Source organism: Mucilaginibacter conchicola (genome assembly GCF_003432115.1).
GTDB classification, from domain to species: Bacteria; Bacteroidota; Bacteroidia; order Sphingobacteriales; family Sphingobacteriaceae; genus Mucilaginibacter; species Mucilaginibacter conchicola.
The window spans coordinates 1,139,287-1,160,310 of sequence record NZ_QWDC01000002.1 but is presented as its reverse complement, the minus strand read 5'-3'; the positions used below and the strand labels follow the sequence as shown (position 1 = coordinate 1,160,310).

17 protein-coding genes are annotated in these 21,024 nt (G+C 45.5%); 14 read left to right on the top strand and 3 right to left on the bottom strand.

Annotated elements, in window-relative coordinates; all coding sequences use genetic code 11:
* The first annotated feature begins 104 nt into the window (after nucleotides 1-104).
* The 8 genes from D0C36_RS14995 (at nucleotide 105) to D0C36_RS14960 (ending at nucleotide 11,127) form a co-directional block, all read left to right on the top strand.
* Entirely contained in the window at nucleotides 105-1,043 is a 939-nt protein-coding gene (locus D0C36_RS14995; RefSeq protein WP_117392417.1) for a dihydrodipicolinate synthase family protein, read from the top strand.
* Between the two features lie 6 nt (nucleotides 1,044-1,049).
* Nucleotides 1,050-2,051, top strand: a complete 1,002-nt coding sequence (locus D0C36_RS14990) for a 4-hydroxyproline epimerase (RefSeq protein ID WP_117392416.1) — start codon at nucleotides 1,050-1,052, stop codon at nucleotides 2,049-2,051.
* A gap of 74 nt (nucleotides 2,052-2,125) precedes the next feature.
* Nucleotides 2,126-3,370: an NAD(P)/FAD-dependent oxidoreductase gene (locus D0C36_RS14985; RefSeq protein WP_117392415.1), complete on the top strand. Its 1,245-nt coding sequence runs from the start codon at nucleotides 2,126-2,128 to the stop codon at nucleotides 3,368-3,370.
* 183 nt (nucleotides 3,371-3,553) lie between these two features.
* Nucleotides 3,554-4,456 (top strand): AraC family transcriptional regulator, encoded by a 903-nt coding sequence (locus tag D0C36_RS14980; RefSeq protein WP_117392414.1) that lies wholly within the window; start codon nucleotides 3,554-3,556, stop codon nucleotides 4,454-4,456.
* A 32-nt stretch (nucleotides 4,457-4,488) separates the two neighbouring features.
* Nucleotides 4,489-6,288, top strand: a complete 1,800-nt coding sequence (locus tag D0C36_RS14975) for a DUF885 family protein (protein ID WP_233524492.1) — start codon at nucleotides 4,489-4,491, stop codon at nucleotides 6,286-6,288.
* A 176-nt stretch (nucleotides 6,289-6,464) separates the two neighbouring features.
* Nucleotides 6,465-7,949, top strand: coding sequence for an aldehyde dehydrogenase (NADP(+)) (locus D0C36_RS14970; RefSeq protein WP_117392413.1), 1,485 nt, complete (start codon nucleotides 6,465-6,467; stop codon nucleotides 7,947-7,949).
* Nucleotides 7,950-7,997: 48 nt separating this feature from the next.
* Entirely contained in the window at nucleotides 7,998-9,419 is a 1,422-nt protein-coding gene (locus D0C36_RS14965) for an aminopeptidase P family protein (RefSeq protein ID WP_233524491.1), read from the top strand.
* A gap of 160 nt (nucleotides 9,420-9,579) precedes the next feature.
* A complete protein-coding gene (locus D0C36_RS14960) occupies nucleotides 9,580-11,127 on the top strand; it encodes an alpha-N-arabinofuranosidase (RefSeq protein ID WP_117392412.1) in 1,548 nt (515 codons plus the stop codon).
* Nucleotides 11,128-11,142: 15 nt separating this feature from the next.
* Here D0C36_RS14960 and D0C36_RS14955 read toward each other — a convergent pair whose 3' ends face one another.
* Nucleotides 11,143-14,196 (bottom strand): beta-L-arabinofuranosidase domain-containing protein, encoded by a 3,054-nt coding sequence (locus D0C36_RS14955; protein WP_117392411.1) that lies wholly within the window; start codon nucleotides 14,194-14,196, stop codon nucleotides 11,143-11,145.
* Between the two features lie 207 nt (nucleotides 14,197-14,403).
* On the opposite strand from D0C36_RS14955, the gene D0C36_RS14950 reads away from it, so the two are divergent.
* The gene (locus D0C36_RS14950) at nucleotides 14,404-15,309 is read left to right on the top strand and encodes an alpha/beta hydrolase (protein ID WP_117392410.1); all 906 of its coding nucleotides are present in this window, start codon (nucleotides 14,404-14,406) and stop codon (nucleotides 15,307-15,309) included.
* 602 nt (nucleotides 15,310-15,911) lie between these two features.
* On the opposite strand, the gene D0C36_RS14945 is transcribed toward D0C36_RS14950, so the two are convergent.
* On the bottom strand, nucleotides 15,912-17,105 hold the full coding sequence (locus tag D0C36_RS14945; protein ID WP_199502030.1) for a sulfite oxidase: 1,194 nt from the start codon (nucleotides 17,103-17,105) through the stop codon (nucleotides 15,912-15,914).
* Nucleotides 17,106-17,219: 114 nt separating this feature from the next.
* Here D0C36_RS14945 and D0C36_RS14940 point away from each other — a divergent pair, with 114 nt between their 5' ends.
* Together D0C36_RS14940 and D0C36_RS14935 are read left to right on the top strand one after the other, a co-directional pair.
* Nucleotides 17,220-17,615, top strand: coding sequence for a YidH family protein (locus D0C36_RS14940; protein ID WP_117392409.1), 396 nt, complete (start codon nucleotides 17,220-17,222; stop codon nucleotides 17,613-17,615).
* 46 nt (nucleotides 17,616-17,661) lie between these two features.
* A complete protein-coding gene (locus D0C36_RS14935) occupies nucleotides 17,662-17,886 on the top strand; it encodes a hypothetical protein (RefSeq protein WP_117392408.1) in 225 nt (74 codons plus the stop codon).
* An 11-nt stretch (nucleotides 17,887-17,897) separates the two neighbouring features.
* Here D0C36_RS14935 and D0C36_RS14930 read toward each other — a convergent pair whose 3' ends face one another.
* Complete coding sequence (locus D0C36_RS14930; RefSeq protein ID WP_117392772.1) at nucleotides 17,898-18,350, bottom strand: DUF305 domain-containing protein; 453 nt, start codon at nucleotides 18,348-18,350, stop codon at nucleotides 17,898-17,900.
* A gap of 145 nt (nucleotides 18,351-18,495) precedes the next feature.
* On the opposite strand from D0C36_RS14930, the gene D0C36_RS14925 reads away from it, so the two are divergent.
* From D0C36_RS14925 to D0C36_RS14915, 3 genes are read left to right on the top strand one after another with little or no spacing between them, the layout of a single operon-like run.
* Nucleotides 18,496-19,602 carry a c-type cytochrome gene (locus D0C36_RS14925; RefSeq protein WP_117392771.1) on the top strand — a complete coding sequence of 369 codons (1,107 nt, stop codon included), beginning with the start codon at nucleotides 18,496-18,498 and terminating at the stop codon, nucleotides 19,600-19,602.
* Between the two features lie 10 nt (nucleotides 19,603-19,612).
* On the top strand, nucleotides 19,613-20,071 hold the full coding sequence (locus D0C36_RS14920; RefSeq protein ID WP_117392407.1) for a DsrE family protein: 459 nt from the start codon (nucleotides 19,613-19,615) through the stop codon (nucleotides 20,069-20,071).
* A gap of 32 nt (nucleotides 20,072-20,103) precedes the next feature.
* Complete coding sequence (locus D0C36_RS14915; protein WP_117392406.1) at nucleotides 20,104-21,024, top strand: molybdate ABC transporter substrate-binding protein; 921 nt, start codon at nucleotides 20,104-20,106, stop codon at nucleotides 21,022-21,024.

Sequence of the window (21,024 nt, the reverse complement as noted above, 5' to 3'; positions counted from 1 at the left end):
GCAGCGCCATATTTTTGGCTACTGGTTAAAATATGGTAAGTGTCTGCTAAATTGTTAACTTCAAGCTATTCCATTGCGGGCTAAATTTGTTAAAAATACTAACGATGATAAATTTTGATTGGAAAGGGGTGTTCCCTGCGGTAACTACCAAATTCACAGATAACGACGAACTTGATCTTGATGCTTTTGATGTAAACCTTAACGCCCAGCTTGAAGCCGGTGTTGATGGCTTTATCTTAGGCGGCTCATTAGGCGAGGCCAGCGTTTTAACTGACGATGAAAAGTTCACGTTACTTACCCACACGGTAAATTATGTACAAGGTAAGGTGCCTGTTCTGTTAAACATTGCCGAGGCTACCACCAAAGCTGCGGTAGCATACGCGCAAAGAGCTTATGATAGCGGGGCTGATGGCCTGATGGTTTTACCGCCGATGCGTTACAACAGTGATGCCCGCGAAACCGTTGCTTACCTTAGCGCTATTGCCAAAAGCACCCAACTACCTATCATGATCTACAATAACCCTGTTGATTACAAGGTTGAAGTTACACTTGATATGTTTGAGGAACTTGCTGCTTACAGCAACATCCAGGCGGTTAAAGAATCAACCCGTGATGTATCTAACGTTACCCGCATGATCAACCGCTTTGGCGACAGGTTTAAAATATTTACAGGTGTAGATCCATTAGCTATGGAAAGCCTTGTAATGGGTGCCGATGGTTGGGTAGCCGGCCTGGTTGATGCCTTTCCTAAAGAAACTGTTGCTATCTATCGCCTGGTAAAAGCTAACCGGATTGCTGAGGCTTTAACAATTTACCGTTGGTTTTTACCGGTATTGGAGCTTGATATACATGCTAAATTGGTACAGTATATTAAACTTGCCGAAGTTGCAACCGGTATTGGTACCGAGAACGTACGCGCACCACGTTTACCATTAATAGGTGCCGAACGCGAGAAAGTTCTGAAAGTAATTAACGATGCACTGGCTAAAAGGCCGCAACTGCCTGTAGGTAGCTGGGGGGCTGTAAGCGAGCTGGCAGTATAAATAGCTATGGCAAGTAAAACTTTTTTTTGCGTTGATGCCCATACCTGCGGCAACCCGGTAAGGTTGGTTGCAGGCGGTGGCCCTACTTTACAGGGCGACAATATGAGCCAGAAACGCCAGCATTTTTTGAAAGAATACGACTGGATCCGCACCGGGCTGATGTTTGAACCGCGCGGGCATGATATGATGTCGGGCAGTATCTTATACCCACCTCATGACCCTCAAAATGATGTTGCTGTACTGTTTATTGAAACCAGCGGTTGCCTGCCCATGTGTGGCCACGGCACTATCGGCACCATCACCATAGCCATTGAGGAAGGTTTGATACAGCCAAAAGTACCCGGCGTAGTCCGCATGGAAGCGCCGGCCGGTTTGGTATTGATAGAGTACAAACAGGAAGGTAAAAAAGTAACATCGGTTAAGCTGAGGAACGTTGCATCGTATTTGGCCGCAACAGACCTGGAAGTAGAATGTCCTGACCTTGGCACTATCAAGGTTGATGTAAGTTATGGTGGTAATTATTATGCTATTGTTGATCCCCAGCCAAACTTTAAAGGCATTGAGCATTATACTGCGGGCCAGCTAATAGCCTGGAGCCAGGAGTTACGCAAACGCATCAACGAAAAATACCAGTTTGTGCACCCGCAGGATCCTACCATTAATGGCTGTTCGCACATCCTTTGGGCAGGTGCAACCTTATCTGATGATGCTACTGCACGCAACGCTGTATTTTATGGAGATAAGGCAATTGACCGCTCGCCGTGTGGTACGGGTACTTCTGCGCGGATGGCACAGTGGTATGCCAAAGGCAAGCTTAAAGTAGGCGAACTTTTTATACACGAAAGCATCATAGGCAGCAAGTTTATTGGTAAGGTTGAGGATGTGGTGAAGATAAACGGCATAGACGGCATTATACCAAGTGTTGAAGGCTGGGCAAAAGTTTATGGCTACAATACCATCAAGATAGATGATGACGACCCTTATGCCCATGGCTTCCAGGTGATCTGATAAAATTCTCCTTATAAATTAATTAAAATCAAACATCCGCCGGCAATGCACGGGGGATCTAAGGCTCAATATAAATGGCAAATGTGCTCATTATTGGTGGTGGTATTATAGGGCTTAGCTCGGCTTATTATTTACAAAAGGCCGGGCATCAAGTTACTGTTCTGGATAAGGGCGATATGCTGGATAGCTGCTCATACGGCAACGCAGGTATGATAGTGCCCAGTCACTTTATCCCCCTGGCAACACCGGGCATGGTATCGCAGGGTATTAAATGGATGTTTAACAGTAAAAGTCCGTTTTATGTTAAACCTTCGCTTAACCCTGATCTGATCAAATGGGGACTCAAGTTTTTGAAAAAGGCCAATGCAGATCATGTAGAGCATTCTGCTGTGCCGTTAACTGAACTTTCGCTGCTTAGCAAAAAACTTTACGAAGACCTGAGCGCCGAACCCGGTTTTGATTTCGACCTGGTTGAAAAAGGCATCCTCATGTTCTACAAAACTGAAAAGGCTGCCGAAGAAGAAGCACACCTGGCCGAAAAAGGCAGGGAGCTTGGCCTGGATATGGCCGTGCTAAGTGCTGATGAATGTAAGCAACTACAGCCAAAACTGGCGCTTGATGTATTGGGTGCGGTTCATTATCGTTGCGATGCGCATCTGTCGCCCAATAAACTGATGGCTGCTTTAATTAAGTACCTGAAAACCGCCGGTGTGAAATTGCTGAGCAACACCGAGGTCACCAAAATTGAAAGCAAGGAAGGAAAAGTTACCGGCGTAATTGCCGCTAATCAAAAGTTCACTGCCGATGAATACATCATTGCAGGTGGCTCATGGTCGCCCGCCATTGCAAAGCTGTTGAAGATAAACGTATTGCTGATGCCGGGCAAAGGTTACTCCTTTAACGTGACCGATGATAGCGATACTATGCAGATCCCGGCCTTACTGGCAGAAGCAAGGGTTGCCATAACCCCCATGAATGGTGGCTTACGCTACGGCGGCACTATGGAATTAGATGCCATCAACAGCCGCATCAACATGAACAGGGTAAAAGGCATTGTTGAATCGGTACCAAAATATTTCCCTGAGCTGCAGCCTGCTGTTCCGGAGCAAAAGGACATCTGGTTCGGGTTCCGCCCTTCATCAGCCGATGGCTTGCCGTACATAGGTAAAAGCAAACACTATTCAAACTTAACCATCGCAACCGGTCATGGTATGATGGGGCTTAGCCTTGGTGCTGCGACCGGGTTATTGACCAGCGAGATCATATCAGGCAAAGCAACAACTATCGATATAAAAGCATTTGCGCCGGATAGGTCGTAATTTTAATAGCTCATCCATAAAAATATCAAAAGCGGTTCGCCCATCAGGCGGGCCGTTTCTGGTTTATGGTTACGCCTATCGCCATCATAAATTACCGACTATTGACCATATTTTATCCTATTTAATCGTTTCTTTATAAAATTAAGGTAAGTAATGGTAAATTAATGGTGTAAATAAGCGCAGATGAAAGTATTACAGTTTACCATCCCGGTGCTACATGATAAAAGCGTTATAGCAGAAAAGGTTGTGTTACCCTATCACTATCCTTACCTGCACCGCCACAAAGAGATCCAGCTTACCTGGGTGCAACAGGGCGAGGGTACTTTAATAGCCGGCAATAACATGCATGATTATGCGCCCGGCGATATTTTCCTGATAGGTGCTAACCTGCCGCACGTATTTAAAAGCAATCCCGAATACTTTGCGCCCAATGCCAATAAGCAAATAGAAGCCCTGACAATCTTTTTTGATCCGCAGGGCGCGTTGGCACCATTGTTCAATCTGCCGGAAATGAAACCTTACCTGATGTTTATGCAACAGCATCAGCAAGGTGGTAAAATTCCGCATGATATGGTTGATAAGATCTCTAAGATCATGATCGCATTAGAAGAAGCTGCCGGCCCCGATCAGCTGGTGCAGTTTTTCCACCTGCTTAAAGCGGTTACCGGTATCAAAACCAAGTTAATGCCATTGTCAACTTATGGCAACCTGCCAGGCATCACCGATAATGAAGGCATCAGAATAGGTAATATTTACAACTACATTATGCAACACTACAGCGATGCCATCACCTTGGAAGATGTTGCCAAAGTAGCCTTCATGACGCCCGAATCGTTCTGCCGATACTTTAAAAAACACACCGGCCACACCTTTATCGCATTCCTTAACGAGGTGCGCATAAACGAAGCCTGCAAAAAACTTATCTCGCACAGGTTTGAAAGTATCAACACCGTTGCTTATAAATGCGGCTTTAAAAGCATCACCAACTTTAACCGGGTATTCAGGTGCGTTATCGGAACATCGCCGCGTGCTTATCTCGATGCATATAACAACAATGTGGTAAGCCTTAACAGGGCTGCAAGTTAATTCCCGCTATACTTTACCTTAATTAAAAAATTGTGCTGGCAACTATTAAAATCCTGATAAAAGGTACCCCCTTTTATGCACTTGCGCTGTGCTCATTTGGCGCAATAGCCCAAACCCAGATAAATACAAACCTGTACGAGCAAACCAGCGAAATGGCGGGCACCATCATCAAATATGGGCAGGACATGAACGCTATCCGCGATTTTTATTCGCCATACAACATTAATGATAGCGGCGAAGACCAATGGCGACAGGATGTGCTTAACAACCCAGAGCAACGTAAACGCTTTACAGAAATTGACAGGGATTATCTGAAGCAAATGGATGCGGCCGATTTTAACGCCATGAGCATTTACGGCAAGGTTGACTACATACTGCTCAAAAAACGCATCAACGCCGATCTTAAAGACTTGGGCAAAGAGGATGAGCTTTATAACCAGGCAGCTAAGTATATTTCATTTGCTGATGATATTTACTCGCTGGAAAAAATGCGCCGTCGGGGCCAGTTTTTAGATGGCGAAAAAGTGGCTGCCCAACTTAATAATGCACTACAAAAATTGAAGGCCGATAGCACAAATTACAGCAAACTGCCATCGGTTGATATGACTGTGGCCAAAACCACCCAAGCCGCTTTGCAGGGATTAAAAGGCCGTTTAAAAAGTTTCTTCGGCTTCTACAACAACTTTGAGCCGGCTTTTACCTGGTGGGTACCACAGCCATATAAACAACTTGATGAGGCCCTTGATAAATATGGCAAGCTTGCCCTAAGCAAGGGGAAACTGAACACCACCCAAAAAAGCGATAACAGCGGCATAAAAGGCGTGCCGATTGGCAGGCAGGAACTAATGAACCAGCTACAGGCCGAGTTGATCCCCTACACTCCCGAAGAATTGATAAAACTTGCCAACCAGGAATTTGCCTGGTGCGATAAGGAAATGCTGAAGGCATCACAGGAAATGGGGTTTGGCAAGGACTGGAAAAAGGCGCTGGAGAAGGTTAAGAACAGTTACGTGCCCGTTGGCCATCAGCCGGAACTGATCGTTAAATTATATAACGATGCCATTGATTTTATCAAGCAGCGCGACCTGATCACCATCCCGCCCCTTGCCGAAGAAACCTGGGGCATGGTAATGATGTCGCCGCAAAGGCAATTGGTTAACCCATTTTTTACGGGTGGCAAAGAGATCAGCATTTCCTACCCCACCAATACCATGCAATACCAGGACAGGTTAATGAGCATGCGCGGTAATAACCCATATTTCTCAAGAGGTACGGTGCAGCATGAGCTGATCCCCGGTCATAACTTACAGTATTTTATGAACAGCCGTTACAAAGCTTATCGCCAGGATTTTGGAACGCCTTTTTCTATAGAAGGCTGGGCATTGTATTGGGAGTTGTTGTTGTATGATAAAGGCTTTGCCAAAAGTCCCGAAGAACGCGTGGGGATGTTGTTCTGGCGCATGCACCGTTGTGCACGCATTATTTTCTCACTTAACTACCATTTGGGCAACTGGTCGCCGCAGCAGTGTATTGATTTTTTGGTCGACCGCGTTGGACACGAAAAGGCTAACGCCGAGGGCGAAGTAAGGCGCTCATTTGAAGGTGGCTATAGTCCGCTGTACCAGGTAGCTTATTTGGTTGGTGGTTTACAGCTATTGGAGTTGAAGAGAGAGTTGGTTGATAGCGGAAAAATGACCTATAAACAATTTCATGATGCTGCGATGAAAGAGAACCTTATCCCTATAGAAATGTTAAGAGCTACGTTGACTAATCAGCCGCTGTCAAAAGATTTTACTACGAGTTGGAAGTTCTACCATTTCGATAAAAGGTAAACTGCCTCTGTAGGCGGCAACACTTATGGCAACCATTTTTTGACTTTTGTTAGGATCTATATTTACCCAACAAGTTAAAATACTGCTACAATTGGTTAGGAATTTTAGGGATACCCGGCAAAAGCTTAATACTTTTGTTGTTGGGGCTATGCCTCATTTTAACAAATACGTACACCATGGATAACAACTTCAAAGACGTAAGTACAGAAGATATAAAACTGATCATGCAGCGCTCGCATGCTGCGTTTTTAGAATATCAAACCTTTAGCGCCGGGCAAAAAGCCACATTTTTAGATGCAATTGCCGAAGAGATTGAGGCCTTAGGAGATAGCTTATTGCAAAAAGCATCAGAAGAGACCAATTTGCCTTTGCCGCGTTTAACCGGCGAGCGCGGGCGCACCACTGGCCAGCTACGCATGTTTGCCGAAATGCTGCGCGAGGGTAGCTGGGTTGAGGCAAGTATAGATACAGCTCTGCCATACAGAACACCACTGCCACGCCCAGATTTGCGTAAAATGCTTATTCCGCTTGGCCCGGTGGTGGTGTTTGGCGCCAGTAATTTCCCGTTTGCCTATTCAACCGCAGGCGGCGATACATCAAGCGCCCTGGGCGCAGGCTGCCCGGTGGTAGTAAAAGCACACCCTGCCCATGCCGAGACATCTGAAATGGTTTACCAGGCCATCAAAAAAGCGATAGCCCGCACGGGCATGCCAACGGATGTATTCCAGCATGTTCACGGTACATCGTTCGAAACAGGCAAGGCCCTGGTACAGGCCGATGAAACCGCTGCGGTGGGCTTTACCGGCTCAACAGTTGGTGGTTTGGCGCTGTTGAAATATTCATCAGAAAGAAAAAATCCTATCCCGGTATTTTCTGAGATGGGCAGCATAAACCCGGTCATCTTTTTACCGGATACGCTTAAGCAAAATGCCGCCGAACTGGCTACACAATATGCAGGCTCTATCACTTTAGGTATGGGCCAGTTTTGTACCAATCCCGGCCTTATGCTGGCTGTTGAGGGCGAAGGTTTAGATGAGTTTTATAAACACCTTGGCGGGCAAATTGAGCAGGTTAAACCAGCCAACATGCTGCACGCGGGTATCCATGAGGCTTACCAGAAAAAGAGCAGCGCCGCGCTTAGCCAGGACGGTGTTACCGATGTAGCCCGTACCAGCACCAAAGGTGTAGATATACAAGCCGAACCCATTATTGCTACCGTAACTGCCGAAACATTTCTACAGAACCACCTGCTGAGCGAAGAAGTTTTCGGCCCATTCTCGCTGCTGGTAAAATGCAAGGACGAGCAGCAACTGATGCAGGTTTTAAAAACGGTATCGGGCCAGCTTACCACAACCGTAATGGGTACGGATAGTGATCTTGCATCGCACCCTAACCTGCTGCAAATGCTGCCGTTATTAGCCGGCAGGGTATTATTTAACGGTGTACCTACGGGTGTAGAAGTTTGTGCAAGCATGGTGCATGGCGGCCCTTTCCCTGCCACTACCGATAGCCGTTTTACCGCTGTTGGTATAAACGCTGCAAAAAGATGGGTACGCCCGGTTTGCTTCCAAAATTGCCCTGATGCTTTGTTGCCGGTTGCCCTGCAGCAAGCCAACCCAACTAATATATGGCGCTTGTTTGACGGCGAATGGAAAAAATAAGCCGTTAATTTGACTAATATTTGCATGCCGGTTACCTAAATAACCGGCATGCTTAATTTTACGATTATGGAGTTTCAGCTTTTTGATAAACAGGTTTACGAGCAGCGCCGCAGCGTTTTAAAACAAAAAATGAGCGGTAAAGGCATCATCGTTTTAATGGGAAACGATGAGAGCAGCATGAATTACAAGGACAACACCTTCCCTTTTAGGCAGGATAGCAGTTTTCTTTATTATTTCGGGCTTGATGTGGCGGGTTTGGCAGCCGTGATGGATACCAACACCGGCGAGGAAGTGATATTTGGTAACGACCTTACTATCGATGATATCATCTGGACAGGTACCTTACCATCAGTAGCCGAAATGGCGGCATTGGCAGGCGTATCTCAAACCAAAGCCTACCCGCAAATTGCTGATTACATTGGCAAAGCGCTCTCTGCAGGCAGGGCCGTTAATCTTTTACCGCCTTACCGCCCCGAAAATAAGGTAAAGCTGGCGACTTGGTTACAAACCGATATTGCCGGCCTTAAAAACCATGTATCGGTAGATTTGATCAAAGCCGTTATTAGCCAAAGGGTGATCAAAACAGCACTTGAGGTTGCGGAGATAGAAAAAGCCGTAAATATCAGTATTGATATGGAATTGGCGGTGATCAAATATGCGCGCCCGGGCATACGCGAATACGAACTGGTAGCCAAAGCTCATGAAGTAGCCATAGCAAACGATGCAAGGCTCGGTTACCCGGCCATCATCACCAAACATGGCCAAACGCTGCATACGCACTATTACGGTAATATTTTGGCCGATGGCGATATGGTACTAAGCGATATCGGTGCCGAAAATGCCATGCACTACGGCGGCGACCTTACCCGCACCTTCCCGGTAGGTAAACAATTTGACACCCGCCAGCGCGAACTTTATGATGTTGTGCTAAACTCAATGGATCATGCCATTAGTTTATTAAAACCAGGCACGAGGTATAAGGATATACACCTGCAGGCTTGCCAGAAACTGGCGGAAGGCCTAACAGCAGTGGGCATAATGAAAGGCGATACTGAAGAAGCCGTTGCCGCCGGTGCGCACACTATGTTTTTCCAATGTGGCTTGGGCCACATGCTGGGTATGGATACCCACGATATGGAAGACCTTGGCGAGCAATACGTAGGCTATACCGATACGCTTAAGAAAGAGACAGAAATTTTCGGCTTAAAATCCCTGAGGCTGGGCCGCGAGCTTGAGGCCGGTTATGTGCTTACCGTTGAGCCGGGCATCTACATCATCCCCGAACTGATAGACCGTTGGGAAGCCGAGAAAAAATACAATGACTTCATCAACTACGATGTATTAAATACCTACCGCGATTTTGGTGGGATCCGCATTGAGGATAACTTCCTGATAACTGATAACGGCAGCCAGTTATTAGGTAAATACCTGCCTAAAACAAGGCAGGAGATAGAAGCTTTAAGATCATAAGACACATTCTTTCTTATCTAACGATAAAAGCGGCCTGCATCCTAAGATGCGGGCCGCTTTGTTAAATGCCTGCTATAATGTGTTAATTAATAGTAATTTGCTTTATGGCTTAATAATTATTTTTAGCCGTTACTAAATCCGCCAACCTCAACAGTATCTTATGAAGTCACTATTTTTTAAAGCTTTTATTGCCTCATTTTTATGCTCTTTGGTTGTTAAAGGGCAAACCATCATCAACGTAGAGCTTAAGAGCGCGGCACCCAACCCGGTGATCAGTAAATATATTTACAGCCATTTTGCTGAGCATTTGGGCCGGGGTATTTACGATGGCTTTTACGTAGGTGACACTTCAAAAATACCAAATACCAATGGCGTACGTAATGATGTAGTTGCAGCGCTTAAGAAAATGAAGATACCATCGTTAAGATGGCCCGGCGGTTGCTTTGCCGATACTTATCATTGGAAAGATGGCATCGGCCCGAAGGATAAAAGGCCGGCCATTGTAAATAAATGGTGGGGTAACGTTGCAGAAGACAATAGCTTTGGCACCCATGATTTTTTAAACCTTTGCGAGCTGTTAGGTGCCGACCCCTATGTAGCCGGTAACGTTGGCAGCGGCACAGTACAGGAATTGGCAGATTGGGTACAGTACACCAGCTCTGATAACAAAAACCCCATGTCTGACCTGCGTAAGGCCAATGGCCGCACTGAGCCCTGGAGCGTAAAGTTTTGGGGCGTAGGCAACGAGGCCTGGGGCTGTGGCGGCAACATGACACCGGAGTACTATGCCAACGAGTTTCGCAAATACGCCACATTTATGGGGAGCTCAGAAGGCAAAACCAAACTGTTCCGCGTAGCATCGGGCGCCAGCGATGATGATTACAACTGGACTGAAACCCTGATGAAGAATATACCACACCACCTTATTGAAGGGGTAGCCATTCATCACTATGCTGTTATTGATTGGAACCATAAAGGCCCGGCAACAGGCTTTAGCGAGGAACAATATTTTACCACTATGCAGCGCTCGCTCCAGATGGACTCGTTGGTGACCAAACATAGCCGCATAATGGATAAATACGATCCTAAAAAACAAATAGCCCTTGTAGTTGATGAGTGGGGCGGATGGTATGACGTAGAGCAAGGCACCAATCCGGGTTTCCTTTACCAGCAAAACACCATGCGCGATGCCATGATAGCCGGCACTACTTTAAATATTTTTAACAACCATGCAGACAGGGTGCGTATGGCTAACCTTGCCCAATGTATAAATGTGCTGCAGGCGGTTATATTGACCAATCAACAAAAAATGATACTTACGCCAACTTACTATGTGATGGAAATGTACAACGTGCATCAGGATGCCACGCTGGTACCTACACAGGTGAGTGATACTGAATACAGTTTTGGGAAAGATAAACTACCGGCGGTATCAGCCTCGGCATCAAAAAATACCGCGGGGGTAGTAAACATCACTCTAACCAATATTGACCCGGCTAAAAAGCAGAAAGTAACGTTAAGACTAAACGGGCAAAGCTTTAAAAACATCAGCGGGCGTATCCTAACATCAGCCAAAACCGGTGATTGCAATACGTTTAATGCACCCGATAAGGTGAAAACAATAACCTTTAAAGATTTTAAAATGACCGGCAATACTGTAGAAATAATACTGCCCGCCATTTCTGTAGTTGCACTTTCACTTAATTAACGCTCTGCTATCGTATCACTTTAAAAGTACATCCAGGTAAACCGAATAGCGGCCATACGAATCATAGAATGGCTTAAACGGCACACCTTCAATAGTAAAGTTGAGTTGCTTTGGGTCGCCTTTAATAGCACTGCTGATATCTTGTGCATCAAGCGTTACCTTGCGCCAGTCTTTTCGCGCTTCATTTTCCTGGGCGGCTAACAGTATAGGCCCATAAAACAGGCTGGCTATATTCTGCTGATCCATAACGGGATCAAGGTGGAAAGTGAATGGCATTTTCAGATCAATCGCGTCACCGCTTTTCCAGGTGCGGCTGAGTTTTAAATAGGTGCCGGGCGTGGCCGTAACTTGCTGCGCTTGCCCGTTTATCTTTACAAAGAAACCTTTGGTGGCCCATCCCGGTACGCGCACATATACGTCAAACTTGCCGCTGCCTTTTATGGTCAACTTTGTGTAGTCTTCATGCGGGAAATTGGTGTTTTGCTCTATTACAACATTGCGCTCCGTCCACCTCAAAGTTGAGGGGATATAGAGGTTAACATACAAGGCCTTGTTATCCGTACTTTTAAAATAGATAGAGTTTTGGAGCTTGGTATTGCTTTCCAATCCTGTGCCATTGCAGCAGGTGAAGCCGGTCATGTCGCCGTTACTAAATTGTTTTGCCGAGCCGGGTCTAAGCGGTACATGATAAGTATTTGCCGGGCTATCCTCATCTACCGAAGCCAATATATGGTTATATAGCGCCCGCTCGTAATAATCCATCAGTTGGCCTTGCTGGTTGTACATAAACAGATCGCTGGTTAGTTTCAGCATATTATAGGTTGCACAGGTTTCGTTTTGCCCCCCGGCCGAGAATCCATTTTGGTACAAAGTTGCCGGCTGCCCAATAAAACACTCGGCATTAGCCGGGTTGCGTGCGCCTGCAACACCACCAATACTGTACATATAATCGCTAATAGCTTTGTGCCAAAAATTGTCGGCTATTTTGTAGTAATCGGGGTTGTTAGATGCCCGGTAGGTTTCAATACTTCCTATGATCTGCGGAATGTGCTGGTTAGCATGCAACCCTCTAAAATTATCTACGTTTTTCGCCAAACCGCTGTCGTGTTGCTTATCCCCAAAAAATACCCTGATGTTATCAAACTGCTGCGCGGTCTCGAGATAGCTTTTGTTACCAGTTAACTCGTACAAACGCGCCATTACCTCATTCATGCCGCCGTATTCGCCTGCTATGTAAGTATTCCACATCTTAATAAGGGTATCTTGCGGTAACCTGCTCAGGCGGGCATGCACCCAGTCGCCCATGCGGGTAGCTGTGGCAAGAGCTTTTTTATTATTGCTTACTGCGTAGACATCTAACAAACCGGCCAAAATTTTATGCAGGGTATAATACGGCGCCCAGATCTGATTTTTTTGCCCGCCATATTTGGCGCCATGCTCCAGCATAATAAACTGATCAGGCGGATAGGCGCTAATATATCCCGTTCCCCAATTCCAGTAATCGGTGCGCAGGCCCTCGGTACTCAAGTCAGAGTCATATTTAGTTTTCCCTTTACCCACCGGTACATCCGCGGGGTTAGCAACATGCGGGCCGCCGGGCTTTACGGCTACGCCGGATAGTTGGGAGAGCGAATACAAGGTATTCACCATATATGCCATTTTGCGGGCAAAATTTGCCTGTAAAACCTTATTATAACCCGTACTTGCATAAGCCTGCGCAATGGCCGTAAGGTAATGCCCGGTGGCGTGCCCGCGCAGTTTGGTATCCTGGCTATCCCAAACACCCAAAGGTTTGGCGCCCGCCGGTTGCTTTTGCCCAAAGGTTTCCCTAAACATATACAGGAACGAGTTGGGATCTGTTTTGGCAAGGGTTGTGATAAACTTGTCCCTGTTTTCTTCAAACTTGGTTTGATTGCCGGCCACATCATTATTTAAAGACACTTGACTTAGCTTAAAGGCTTGCAGGGTTGGTTTTGGGGCCAAAGCTTTTGCCACCTCGTTTACGGTTACGGTAACCTGCGGTTGCAATACCGTACCCGGAACGCGGCCAGTAATTTTATATTGGCCGGGCTTAAGAACCTCATTATTGTTATTTGGGTTTGGCCATAGTACCCTCACCTTTGGCCCTTTTATGCCGTTTTTATATACCCCGTTCAAATACCCGGGCAAGCGTGGCAGATTGCCAACTGTTGTAGATACGGTGGTATCTGCAACGCTGACTAAATAAGCATTGTAAAGCTGCGGCTTTGTAGCCGCAAAATGTTGAAGGTCATCTTCTGCGGCAGCTTGGGTGTTCACATTTACATCACTGTTACCTTTTAAAGTATTGCCGTAGATAGTTGCAACCTGCTTACCAGACAACGGAACACGGTAAACGCGAACATCATGCAAAAGCGCATTTAAATACGGATCTGTAGCCGTTAACGATCGCCCCACATACAGTGTTTTCTTATCATTCCTATTACCAAAAACCTGCGTTAGCTCATTTGGGATCCCGGTTGCCTGCCCAGCTTGTTTCCCGTTAAGATAAATGAATGTTGTTTTTGATGAAATATCTATCACCACGGCCAGATGCGCCCATTTGTTCAGTTCGATAGCCGGGGCTATAGCCGGCAAATTACTACCGTTGTTTGTTAGTATAGCCTGGTAACCCGGCTGCTGCACGCCACCTATAGGGCTGGCGCTGAAATGGTTTTTTTCATTCTTCCCGAAATCAAAAAAACGCTGGCCCGGCTGCGTTGAACGTAAATAGATCCAACCTGTAACGCTTATAGATTCCAAACCGGTAAGCACCTCACCGGGCAGGTTTATAAAAGCATTTTCTCCGGATAGCGATAATACTTTACCGAAACGGCTATCGCCCACAAAACTCCAGTCGCCATACAATTTACCATGCAGGTTATTCCGCGACCAGTCTTTTACATCGCCATTAAGAACGTAACGCGCAACCATATCTGTTTCGCCAATGCCGTCCAATATCTGATCTCCGCTTTGGGCATACGAAACCCTCGTCGCCAAAAAAAAGATGGCTACGATAAGCAAGGCTATTATTTTAAGATTTTTAACCATATATCATTGTTAATAAACAAATTAACATCTAACAAAGTCGGCATTTTGAAGCATAACTTCGATGGTCTAAAATAACTACTTAGCTTGGCGATATCGGTTTAAATATTAGCTTATTGTTAGCGTATACTAACCCGGTTGCCCCTTATAAAAACTACTTCAAATTTATTATACGCTTTAATCGGCTATTTTTGAGACAATATAAGCCCTATGAAAAATCTTCAAATTGTGCTGTTTTTCTTTCTTCTGATCATTTCAAGAAGTGCCGGTGCACAAAATGAAAACCCTATTATAAAATTTCTGCCCAAAGGCACTGTTCTTTATCAGAATGTATCTTATGCTAACGATACTTTAATTAGGCATCAGTTAGATGTTTACATCCCTTCTACCCAAAAAGGCTCTTATCCTGTAGTGGTTTGGCTACATGGTGGCGGATGGCGAAAAGGCGACAAATACAGTGCGATGGACTATATGGGCACCACCGCCCGTGAAATGATTGAAAAAGGATACGCCATCGTATCCGCAAATTACCGGTACAGCAGTACTGATCAATTTCCGGCACAGATACAAGACTGCAACCAGGTGTTAACTTATATCACTGGGAATGCAAGTAAATACCATTTAGACGTTAACAGAATAGCCTTGATAGGTTTCTCTGCAGGCGGCCATCTTGCGGCTTTGCTGGGCCTATCCAATAATAATAAGGTCGGCAGGTTTTATGCAGACGGGAACATTCAGCAATGCAATATCAAACTTGTTTTTGATTACTACGGCATAAGCAATCTTGAAACACTTACCGGGCCGGGAACCACCGACCCGAACAGCGGTGTTCAATTACTCATTGGTGCCAAAGCCGCCGAACAGCCGCAAAAAGCTAAAGAAGCAAGCCCGGTAAATTATATAGACCAAAATGACCCGCCATTTTTTATTGTGCATGGCGATAAAGACCAGGCGGTGGATCATAGTCAGTCTGTAGAACTAAGCACAAAGCTTAATGAAGCGCATGTAAAAAATGAATTGCTACTCTTGCCCGGTGCGCCCCATGGTGGGCCTTTTTTTGACACCCCGGCCGTGAGAGCTAAGCTTTTCCGTTATTTGGAAAGATATTTAAAGTGATCAAAAGATTTTTAGGTCGGCTAATTAAAACAATTCCAAAACTCTTACAAAACGGACCTTTTGAAAACAAAAAAGCCTGTAAGTTGATGACTTACAGGCTTTATGCAATCTTGAAATTGCTTTGNTAGAGGGTTTTGATACCCTTTCTGCGGAATGGACGGCTCCGTAACCCTGTCCATTTATGTGCTGTTATTCAGTATTTTACCAATTTTCAACTACTGTACTCCCGAATTTTTTCTGAGCAAAGACAATAGCATTCAATATCAAATGATACTAACAAAAATAAGAAAAACCGGCAAATAGTAGCCAATTGTTACCATGATTAAAACATAGGGACATTAAGTGCTGGTGTGATTGGCGGCCATGCTATTGAACTCACCATTCTTTATTCATTACTTAAGCAACCAAAAGCGCTAGCCGGGTAAAATGTCAGGGCCGGGGCGCAACCGCTGAAAGCGGACAACCGCGCCACGCTTGTATAGCCTTGACTTTTTGTCCCGGCGGTGGGCTATCTTTGCGTTTGTGGTGAATAAGATAAATGGAATTTTTATTGGAATTATTTATGTTTAGAGAAGATCATTGGGTATTTACCTGGCAATATTCTATTGCGCTTCCACTTCAACCGTTACGATCTTGTTTACCATATAAGTTCTTCGGTCTTTATCATGCTGCATAGGCTGTGTAATTCCATTACTATCGGTTGCTCTCGACATTAGCTTATGCCGCTGTTGTCCCAGCGGAACCTCCCAGTTGTATTCCCAAAGCCGCCATGCAAACCTAACTGACTTGCCTAATAACTTTGCCGGTTGCCAAGTTTTACCTTCATCGAAGCTAAGCTCTACCTTTACGATTTCGCTTTCGCCGCACCAGGCCGCACCATGCACCCGGTATATTTTACCTGCAGGGATCACTTCGCTTAGCGCTGGTCTGGCGATCTCTGCTTTTACCTGTACTTCGGTAACTGCGGTCAGTGTCGGCTGTTCATCAGTGCGTTTCCAATATGCATATTCCAGGGTTTGCCAATAACCTTCAAACGGCTTATTTACAGCTAATATCTTGGTTAACCATTTCACTGAAGCCATACCATACCAGCCCGGGATGATCGCCCTTACCGGGTACCCATGCTCAGGGCTAAGGTCCTTTCCGTTCATTTGATAGGCAAGGATCACCTCCGCCTGCATCGCTTTAGTAAGCGGTAGACTTCTGGCGAAGTGGATAGCACCGGGAGACTTGGGTTCTTCCGAAACTTCACCTTTATCTGCTCCTTCCAAGATGATCTCGACTGCTCCCTCTTTTATCCCAGCCTTTTCAAGTAACACAGCAAGTGGCACACCTGTCCATTCTGCATTCCCTACGGCACCCTGTTCCCACAACAAGCCTTTTACCTTTGGGGCCAAATTGGCGCGCCCATTTCCGGCGCACTCCAATGTCGCCATCACTTTTTTTGCGGGCAAAGCACGTAACTCATCATAGGTGAGCGTGATCTCTTTATTAACATGCCCACCGATCGTCATTTTCCACTCTTTCGCCTGTAGCTTCGGGATTGGGAAATGAGTGCGTATAAAAAACTGATTGTTTGGTGTAATGGCTTCTGAAAGCATCGGAAAAGGGAATTCAAAATTGACCGGTTCCTTTTCCCTGATGATTAGGCCCGGGAAGGATGGTTCAGATCCTTTATCTGCGTTACTCGCTGAAGCGATTCCCGGAATGATTGCGGTTGCCATGACGGGAACTGTCCCTTTCAGGAAAGCACGTCGTCCGTTATTGTTCGTTCCGTTATTTTGCGCCTTATCCATAATTGACCGATTTTGATTGGAGTGTTAAATAATTAAGGATCGGCAGTGCATTTTGTTTGAACAGGCAATCTCGACCGGTTGCCAACAAATCAGCTTTTCAATTGCTTAGATCTTATGGAAATACCAAGCGCAAACACGAACAAAGAAAAGATCAATCCCGGTGATCATCTGGCCAATGAACGCACCTTTTTGGCCTGGATCAGGACAAGTATCGCTTTAATGGGTTTTGGGTTTGTAGTCGTAAAATTCAGCTTGTTCGTCAAGCAATTATCCCTCGTTATTACTGACAAGATCGTTCTGCCAGGGAAGGGCTTTTCCGCGACCATCGGGATCATACTCGTCGCTATCGGTGCCCTGATGGCCTTGTTAAGTTATTTCAGGTATCGACGTATTGAAAAACAATTGCTTAGAAATACCTACTTTCCTTCGTTCGCCTTATCGCTTTTGCTGACCGTTGCGATAGTACTGGTCAGCGGGTTGCTGCTTTGGTATCTTTTACCCAATACCTGATCAACCCTTTTGTGGAACAATTTTAATATTTAAGGGTTAAATAAACATGGGAATACATTCTGAATTTATGGTATCCGCTACGATACCTGGCGGTTCCGATCAGCAATATAAAGTGACGCACCAGGACGAAACATTTGCCGTGGAGACAGATAGCGGAACGATCACACTTATAAATAATGGTGATAATTCATGGAGTATTGTTAACGGTGATATCTCGCAAGAGTCCGCCAATATTATTGGGCAGGCTATTGAAGACCATTATCAGAAGTAATTCTTTCTGAACTATCGCTCAAGCCTTTCGATCATCTTCTTCATTTGTATGATCTCTGCCTGCTGTGCCTTAACAATACTATCCGCCAGTTTGCGCACCTCCGGGTCTTTGAGTTCGGCGTTTTTACTGGTCAGGACCGCTATAGAGTGATGCGGTATCATGCCCTTCATCCACTGGATATCGCCCACAGCGATTTGAAGTCTTACGCCCCATAAGGCAGTGCCGAAAATGACAATACTGAATACCATGATCAAAAAATTCTTCTTTCGATCGGTATACATATTGCGCATCATCATCAACATTAGAACTGCCATCGGGCAGATCATCAGTGAGGTCATGTAAAATCTGGTCAGGTTAAGATAAATATGATCCCACTCATACACATTAAGATACATAACGGCATACATGATCATGAATGACAGCGCAAGCATGATCAGGAAACGTGTATAGACTTTTTTATTCATGATCGATCTTTTATGGTAAAACCCAACTGTTTCTAAAATGTTCATTTGTTAAGATACCATAACCACAGGTTATCAATCATCAAATTTTGTGATATAACTTCAGCCTTTTTCGCTTGTACTTTTGATGTATCAACCAACAAACAAAATGAAACAGCAAGACGAAAATAGAGAAGTGACCAAAGCCTTGGTAAAAGTATCAAAGGCCTTAATTACCGTAAGTGTTTTGTTTGCGGTTTGTATAATAGTGGTGATCGTGACATTGATAGTACCAACTGGTCATTTACCTGGTAAGGATTCCCAGAAGATAAATGGCAGATCCGACCAACCAGTTACCATTCCATCTACCGAAGCCTCTGCCGGTACGACACCACGCCCTATTCCGGCTGATGCATGGAAAGCTCCAAATGATAATACGATACCTGCCGGTAAAGATGGCGAGATGATCAAATATGGCAGGGAGCTTGTAGCACATACCGCCAGATATTTTGGCCCTCAAGGCAGCATCGCGAAGATCACTAACGGGATGAATTGTCAGAACTGCCACCTTGATGCCGGGTCACGCCTTTTCGGTAATAATTATGCCAGCTTTATTGCTAGTTATCCAAAACTGAGCAACAGGAGTGGCAGGGTGGAGCAGCCTGAAGAACGCATCGCTGAATGCTTCGAGCGTAGTTTGGCCGGTAAAGTACCTAACCCATCCAGTAAAGAGATCCAGGCCATGTTGGCTTACATGAAGTGGATCGGCAAGGACGTAAAGAAAGGTCAGAAACTATTTGGAAATGCAACAGAAAAGCTGGCATTCATGGACCAGGCAGCAGACCCGGCCAAGGGCAAGGAAGTGTTTATGATGAAATGCCAAAGCTGCCATGGTGCTAATGGCGAGGGCCTGCTTAACGCCGATAAAAAAACCTACGCCAATCCGCCGTTATGGGGAAAGCACAGCTATAACGATGGCGCAGGCATGTACAGGCTGACCAATTTTGCAGGTTTTGTGAAAAACAATATGCCATATGGCGCTTCATATCATAGTCCGCAATTAACAGATGAAGAGGCCTGGAACGTTGGCGCCTTTGTTAACTCCCAGCCGCGCCCTCATAAGGATCAGCAACATGACTGGAAAGACCTGAAAAAGAAACCGATCGATTTCCCGTTCGGGCCTTACGCCGACCAGTTCAGCGAGAAGCAGCATAAATACGGGCCGTTCAAACCCATCAAAGACGCACAAAAACAAGCATCAATCATCAAATCATAAAATAAGAACCATGAAAAAGTACATCATCATTTTAGCAGCCTTCGCGCTGACCGCTTTCACAAAAACTGTTAAAGCACAACAAACCGATCCCGCCGCCTTTACGGGCGCAACCGCAAAGCTCAAGCATTACGATGCGCTTTACATCATCAATTCCGGCGATGATAAAAAGATCAAGGGGACGTTAAGGAACATCAATAACGCGCTGGAAGATCCAAGACTAAAAGGTAAACTCCATGTTGAACTGATCGCTTTTGGTGACGGCGTGGCTGTTTACATGAAAAGTAGCGCCTATGAGCAAACTTTAAAGGACCTACAGGCAAAGGGAGTGGTGCTGGCACAGTGCGATAACACGATCAAGGAAAGGAAAATTGACAAAGCCGACCTGTTTCCATTCATCTCCTATGTGCCGAGCGGCAACGGTGAGATCATCATCCGCCAATACGAAGGCTGGGCTACTGTACATCCCTAATAAGCATCCTCATTCAATTTATATAAACCATCATGAAATATCTTCAAAAAATAACATTTGCAATAACAGCAATAACAGCCTTGAGTAGCCAGGTAAAAGCACAGGATCACCGATTTGATCCACCCTGGAATACCCCGCCTGAAAGCAAGGTGCAATTTACCGTCCCGGGAGTCGACAATGTACCCGATCTGTTCGGCGACATTAACGACCCGCAACTGGTGGTATTCTTTGCCGGAAATCAGTTCATGTGTATAGACGACCTGCTGGCCGCGTTCAAAAAACAATACCCGCAATACCAGCGTGTATTTGCCGAAACCTTGCCACCGGGCATACTGGCTAAGCAGATCATAGGTGGCAGCATTGTTATTGGGAACATGCGTATCACCTTGAAACCCGATGTTTACACTGCAGGAAAAAGCCGGATCGATCAGATGCCGGAATATTTCAGCAAGACCGCACCTTATGCCTACAACCGTTTAGCTATTATGGTGCAAGAGGGTAATCCTAAAAAAGTGAAGGGATTGAAAGACCTTGGGCGTAACGATGTGCGTGTAAGCATGCCCAATCCGGAGTGGGAAGGAATTGGTAAACGTATAGAGGAAGCTTATGTAAAAGTGGGCGGTGAAACCTTAAAAAATACGATCATGGATACCAAGGTTAAAAACGGCAAAACTTTTCTAACCCAGATACACCACAGGCAAACGCCAATGCGCATTATGTATCAACAGAGTGATGCTGCACCGGTATGGTACACCGAAGCCTATTATCAGAAAATGATCGGTTACCCGGCAGATATGGTGGAGATCCCTGAGAAAGATAACATCAGCGCCACTTATGTGGCCGGACAATTAAAGGCCGCGCCGCACGCGCAGGCTGCGCAGGATTTTATGGACTTTTTAGTAAGCCCGGTAGCCAAATCAATTTACCGGAAATATGGTTTTATAACAAAATAA

Coding starts and splice junctions, on each gene's coding strand:
- D0C36_RS14915 (WP_117392406.1), top strand. CDS start 20,104: ATGAAATATCTTCAAAAAATAACATTTGCAATAACAGCAATAACAGCC.
- D0C36_RS14990 (WP_117392416.1), top strand. CDS start 1,050: ATGGCAAGTAAAACTTTTTTTTGCGTTGATGCCCATACCTGCGGCAAC.
- D0C36_RS14950 (WP_117392410.1), top strand. CDS start 14,404: ATGAAAAATCTTCAAATTGTGCTGTTTTTCTTTCTTCTGATCATTTCA.
- D0C36_RS14920 (WP_117392407.1), top strand. CDS start 19,613: ATGAAAAAGTACATCATCATTTTAGCAGCCTTCGCGCTGACCGCTTTC.
- D0C36_RS14940 (WP_117392409.1), top strand. CDS start 17,220: ATGGAAATACCAAGCGCAAACACGAACAAAGAAAAGATCAATCCCGGT.
- D0C36_RS14985 (WP_117392415.1), top strand. CDS start 2,126: ATGGCAAATGTGCTCATTATTGGTGGTGGTATTATAGGGCTTAGCTCG.
- D0C36_RS14945 (WP_199502030.1), bottom strand. CDS start 17,105: ATGGATAAGGCGCAAAATAACGGAACGAACAATAACGGACGACGTGCT.
- D0C36_RS14930 (WP_117392772.1), bottom strand. CDS start 18,350: ATGAATAAAAAAGTCTATACACGTTTCCTGATCATGCTTGCGCTGTCA.
- D0C36_RS14980 (WP_117392414.1), top strand. CDS start 3,554: ATGAAAGTATTACAGTTTACCATCCCGGTGCTACATGATAAAAGCGTT.
- D0C36_RS14970 (WP_117392413.1), top strand. CDS start 6,465: ATGGATAACAACTTCAAAGACGTAAGTACAGAAGATATAAAACTGATC.
- D0C36_RS14965 (WP_233524491.1), top strand. CDS start 7,998: ATGCTTAATTTTACGATTATGGAGTTTCAGCTTTTTGATAAACAGGTT.
- D0C36_RS14960 (WP_117392412.1), top strand. CDS start 9,580: ATGAAGTCACTATTTTTTAAAGCTTTTATTGCCTCATTTTTATGCTCT.
- D0C36_RS14935 (WP_117392408.1), top strand. CDS start 17,662: ATGGGAATACATTCTGAATTTATGGTATCCGCTACGATACCTGGCGGT.
- D0C36_RS14955 (WP_117392411.1), bottom strand. CDS start 14,196: ATGGTTAAAAATCTTAAAATAATAGCCTTGCTTATCGTAGCCATCTTT.
- D0C36_RS14995 (WP_117392417.1), top strand. CDS start 105: ATGATAAATTTTGATTGGAAAGGGGTGTTCCCTGCGGTAACTACCAAA.
- D0C36_RS14925 (WP_117392771.1), top strand. CDS start 18,496: ATGAAACAGCAAGACGAAAATAGAGAAGTGACCAAAGCCTTGGTAAAA.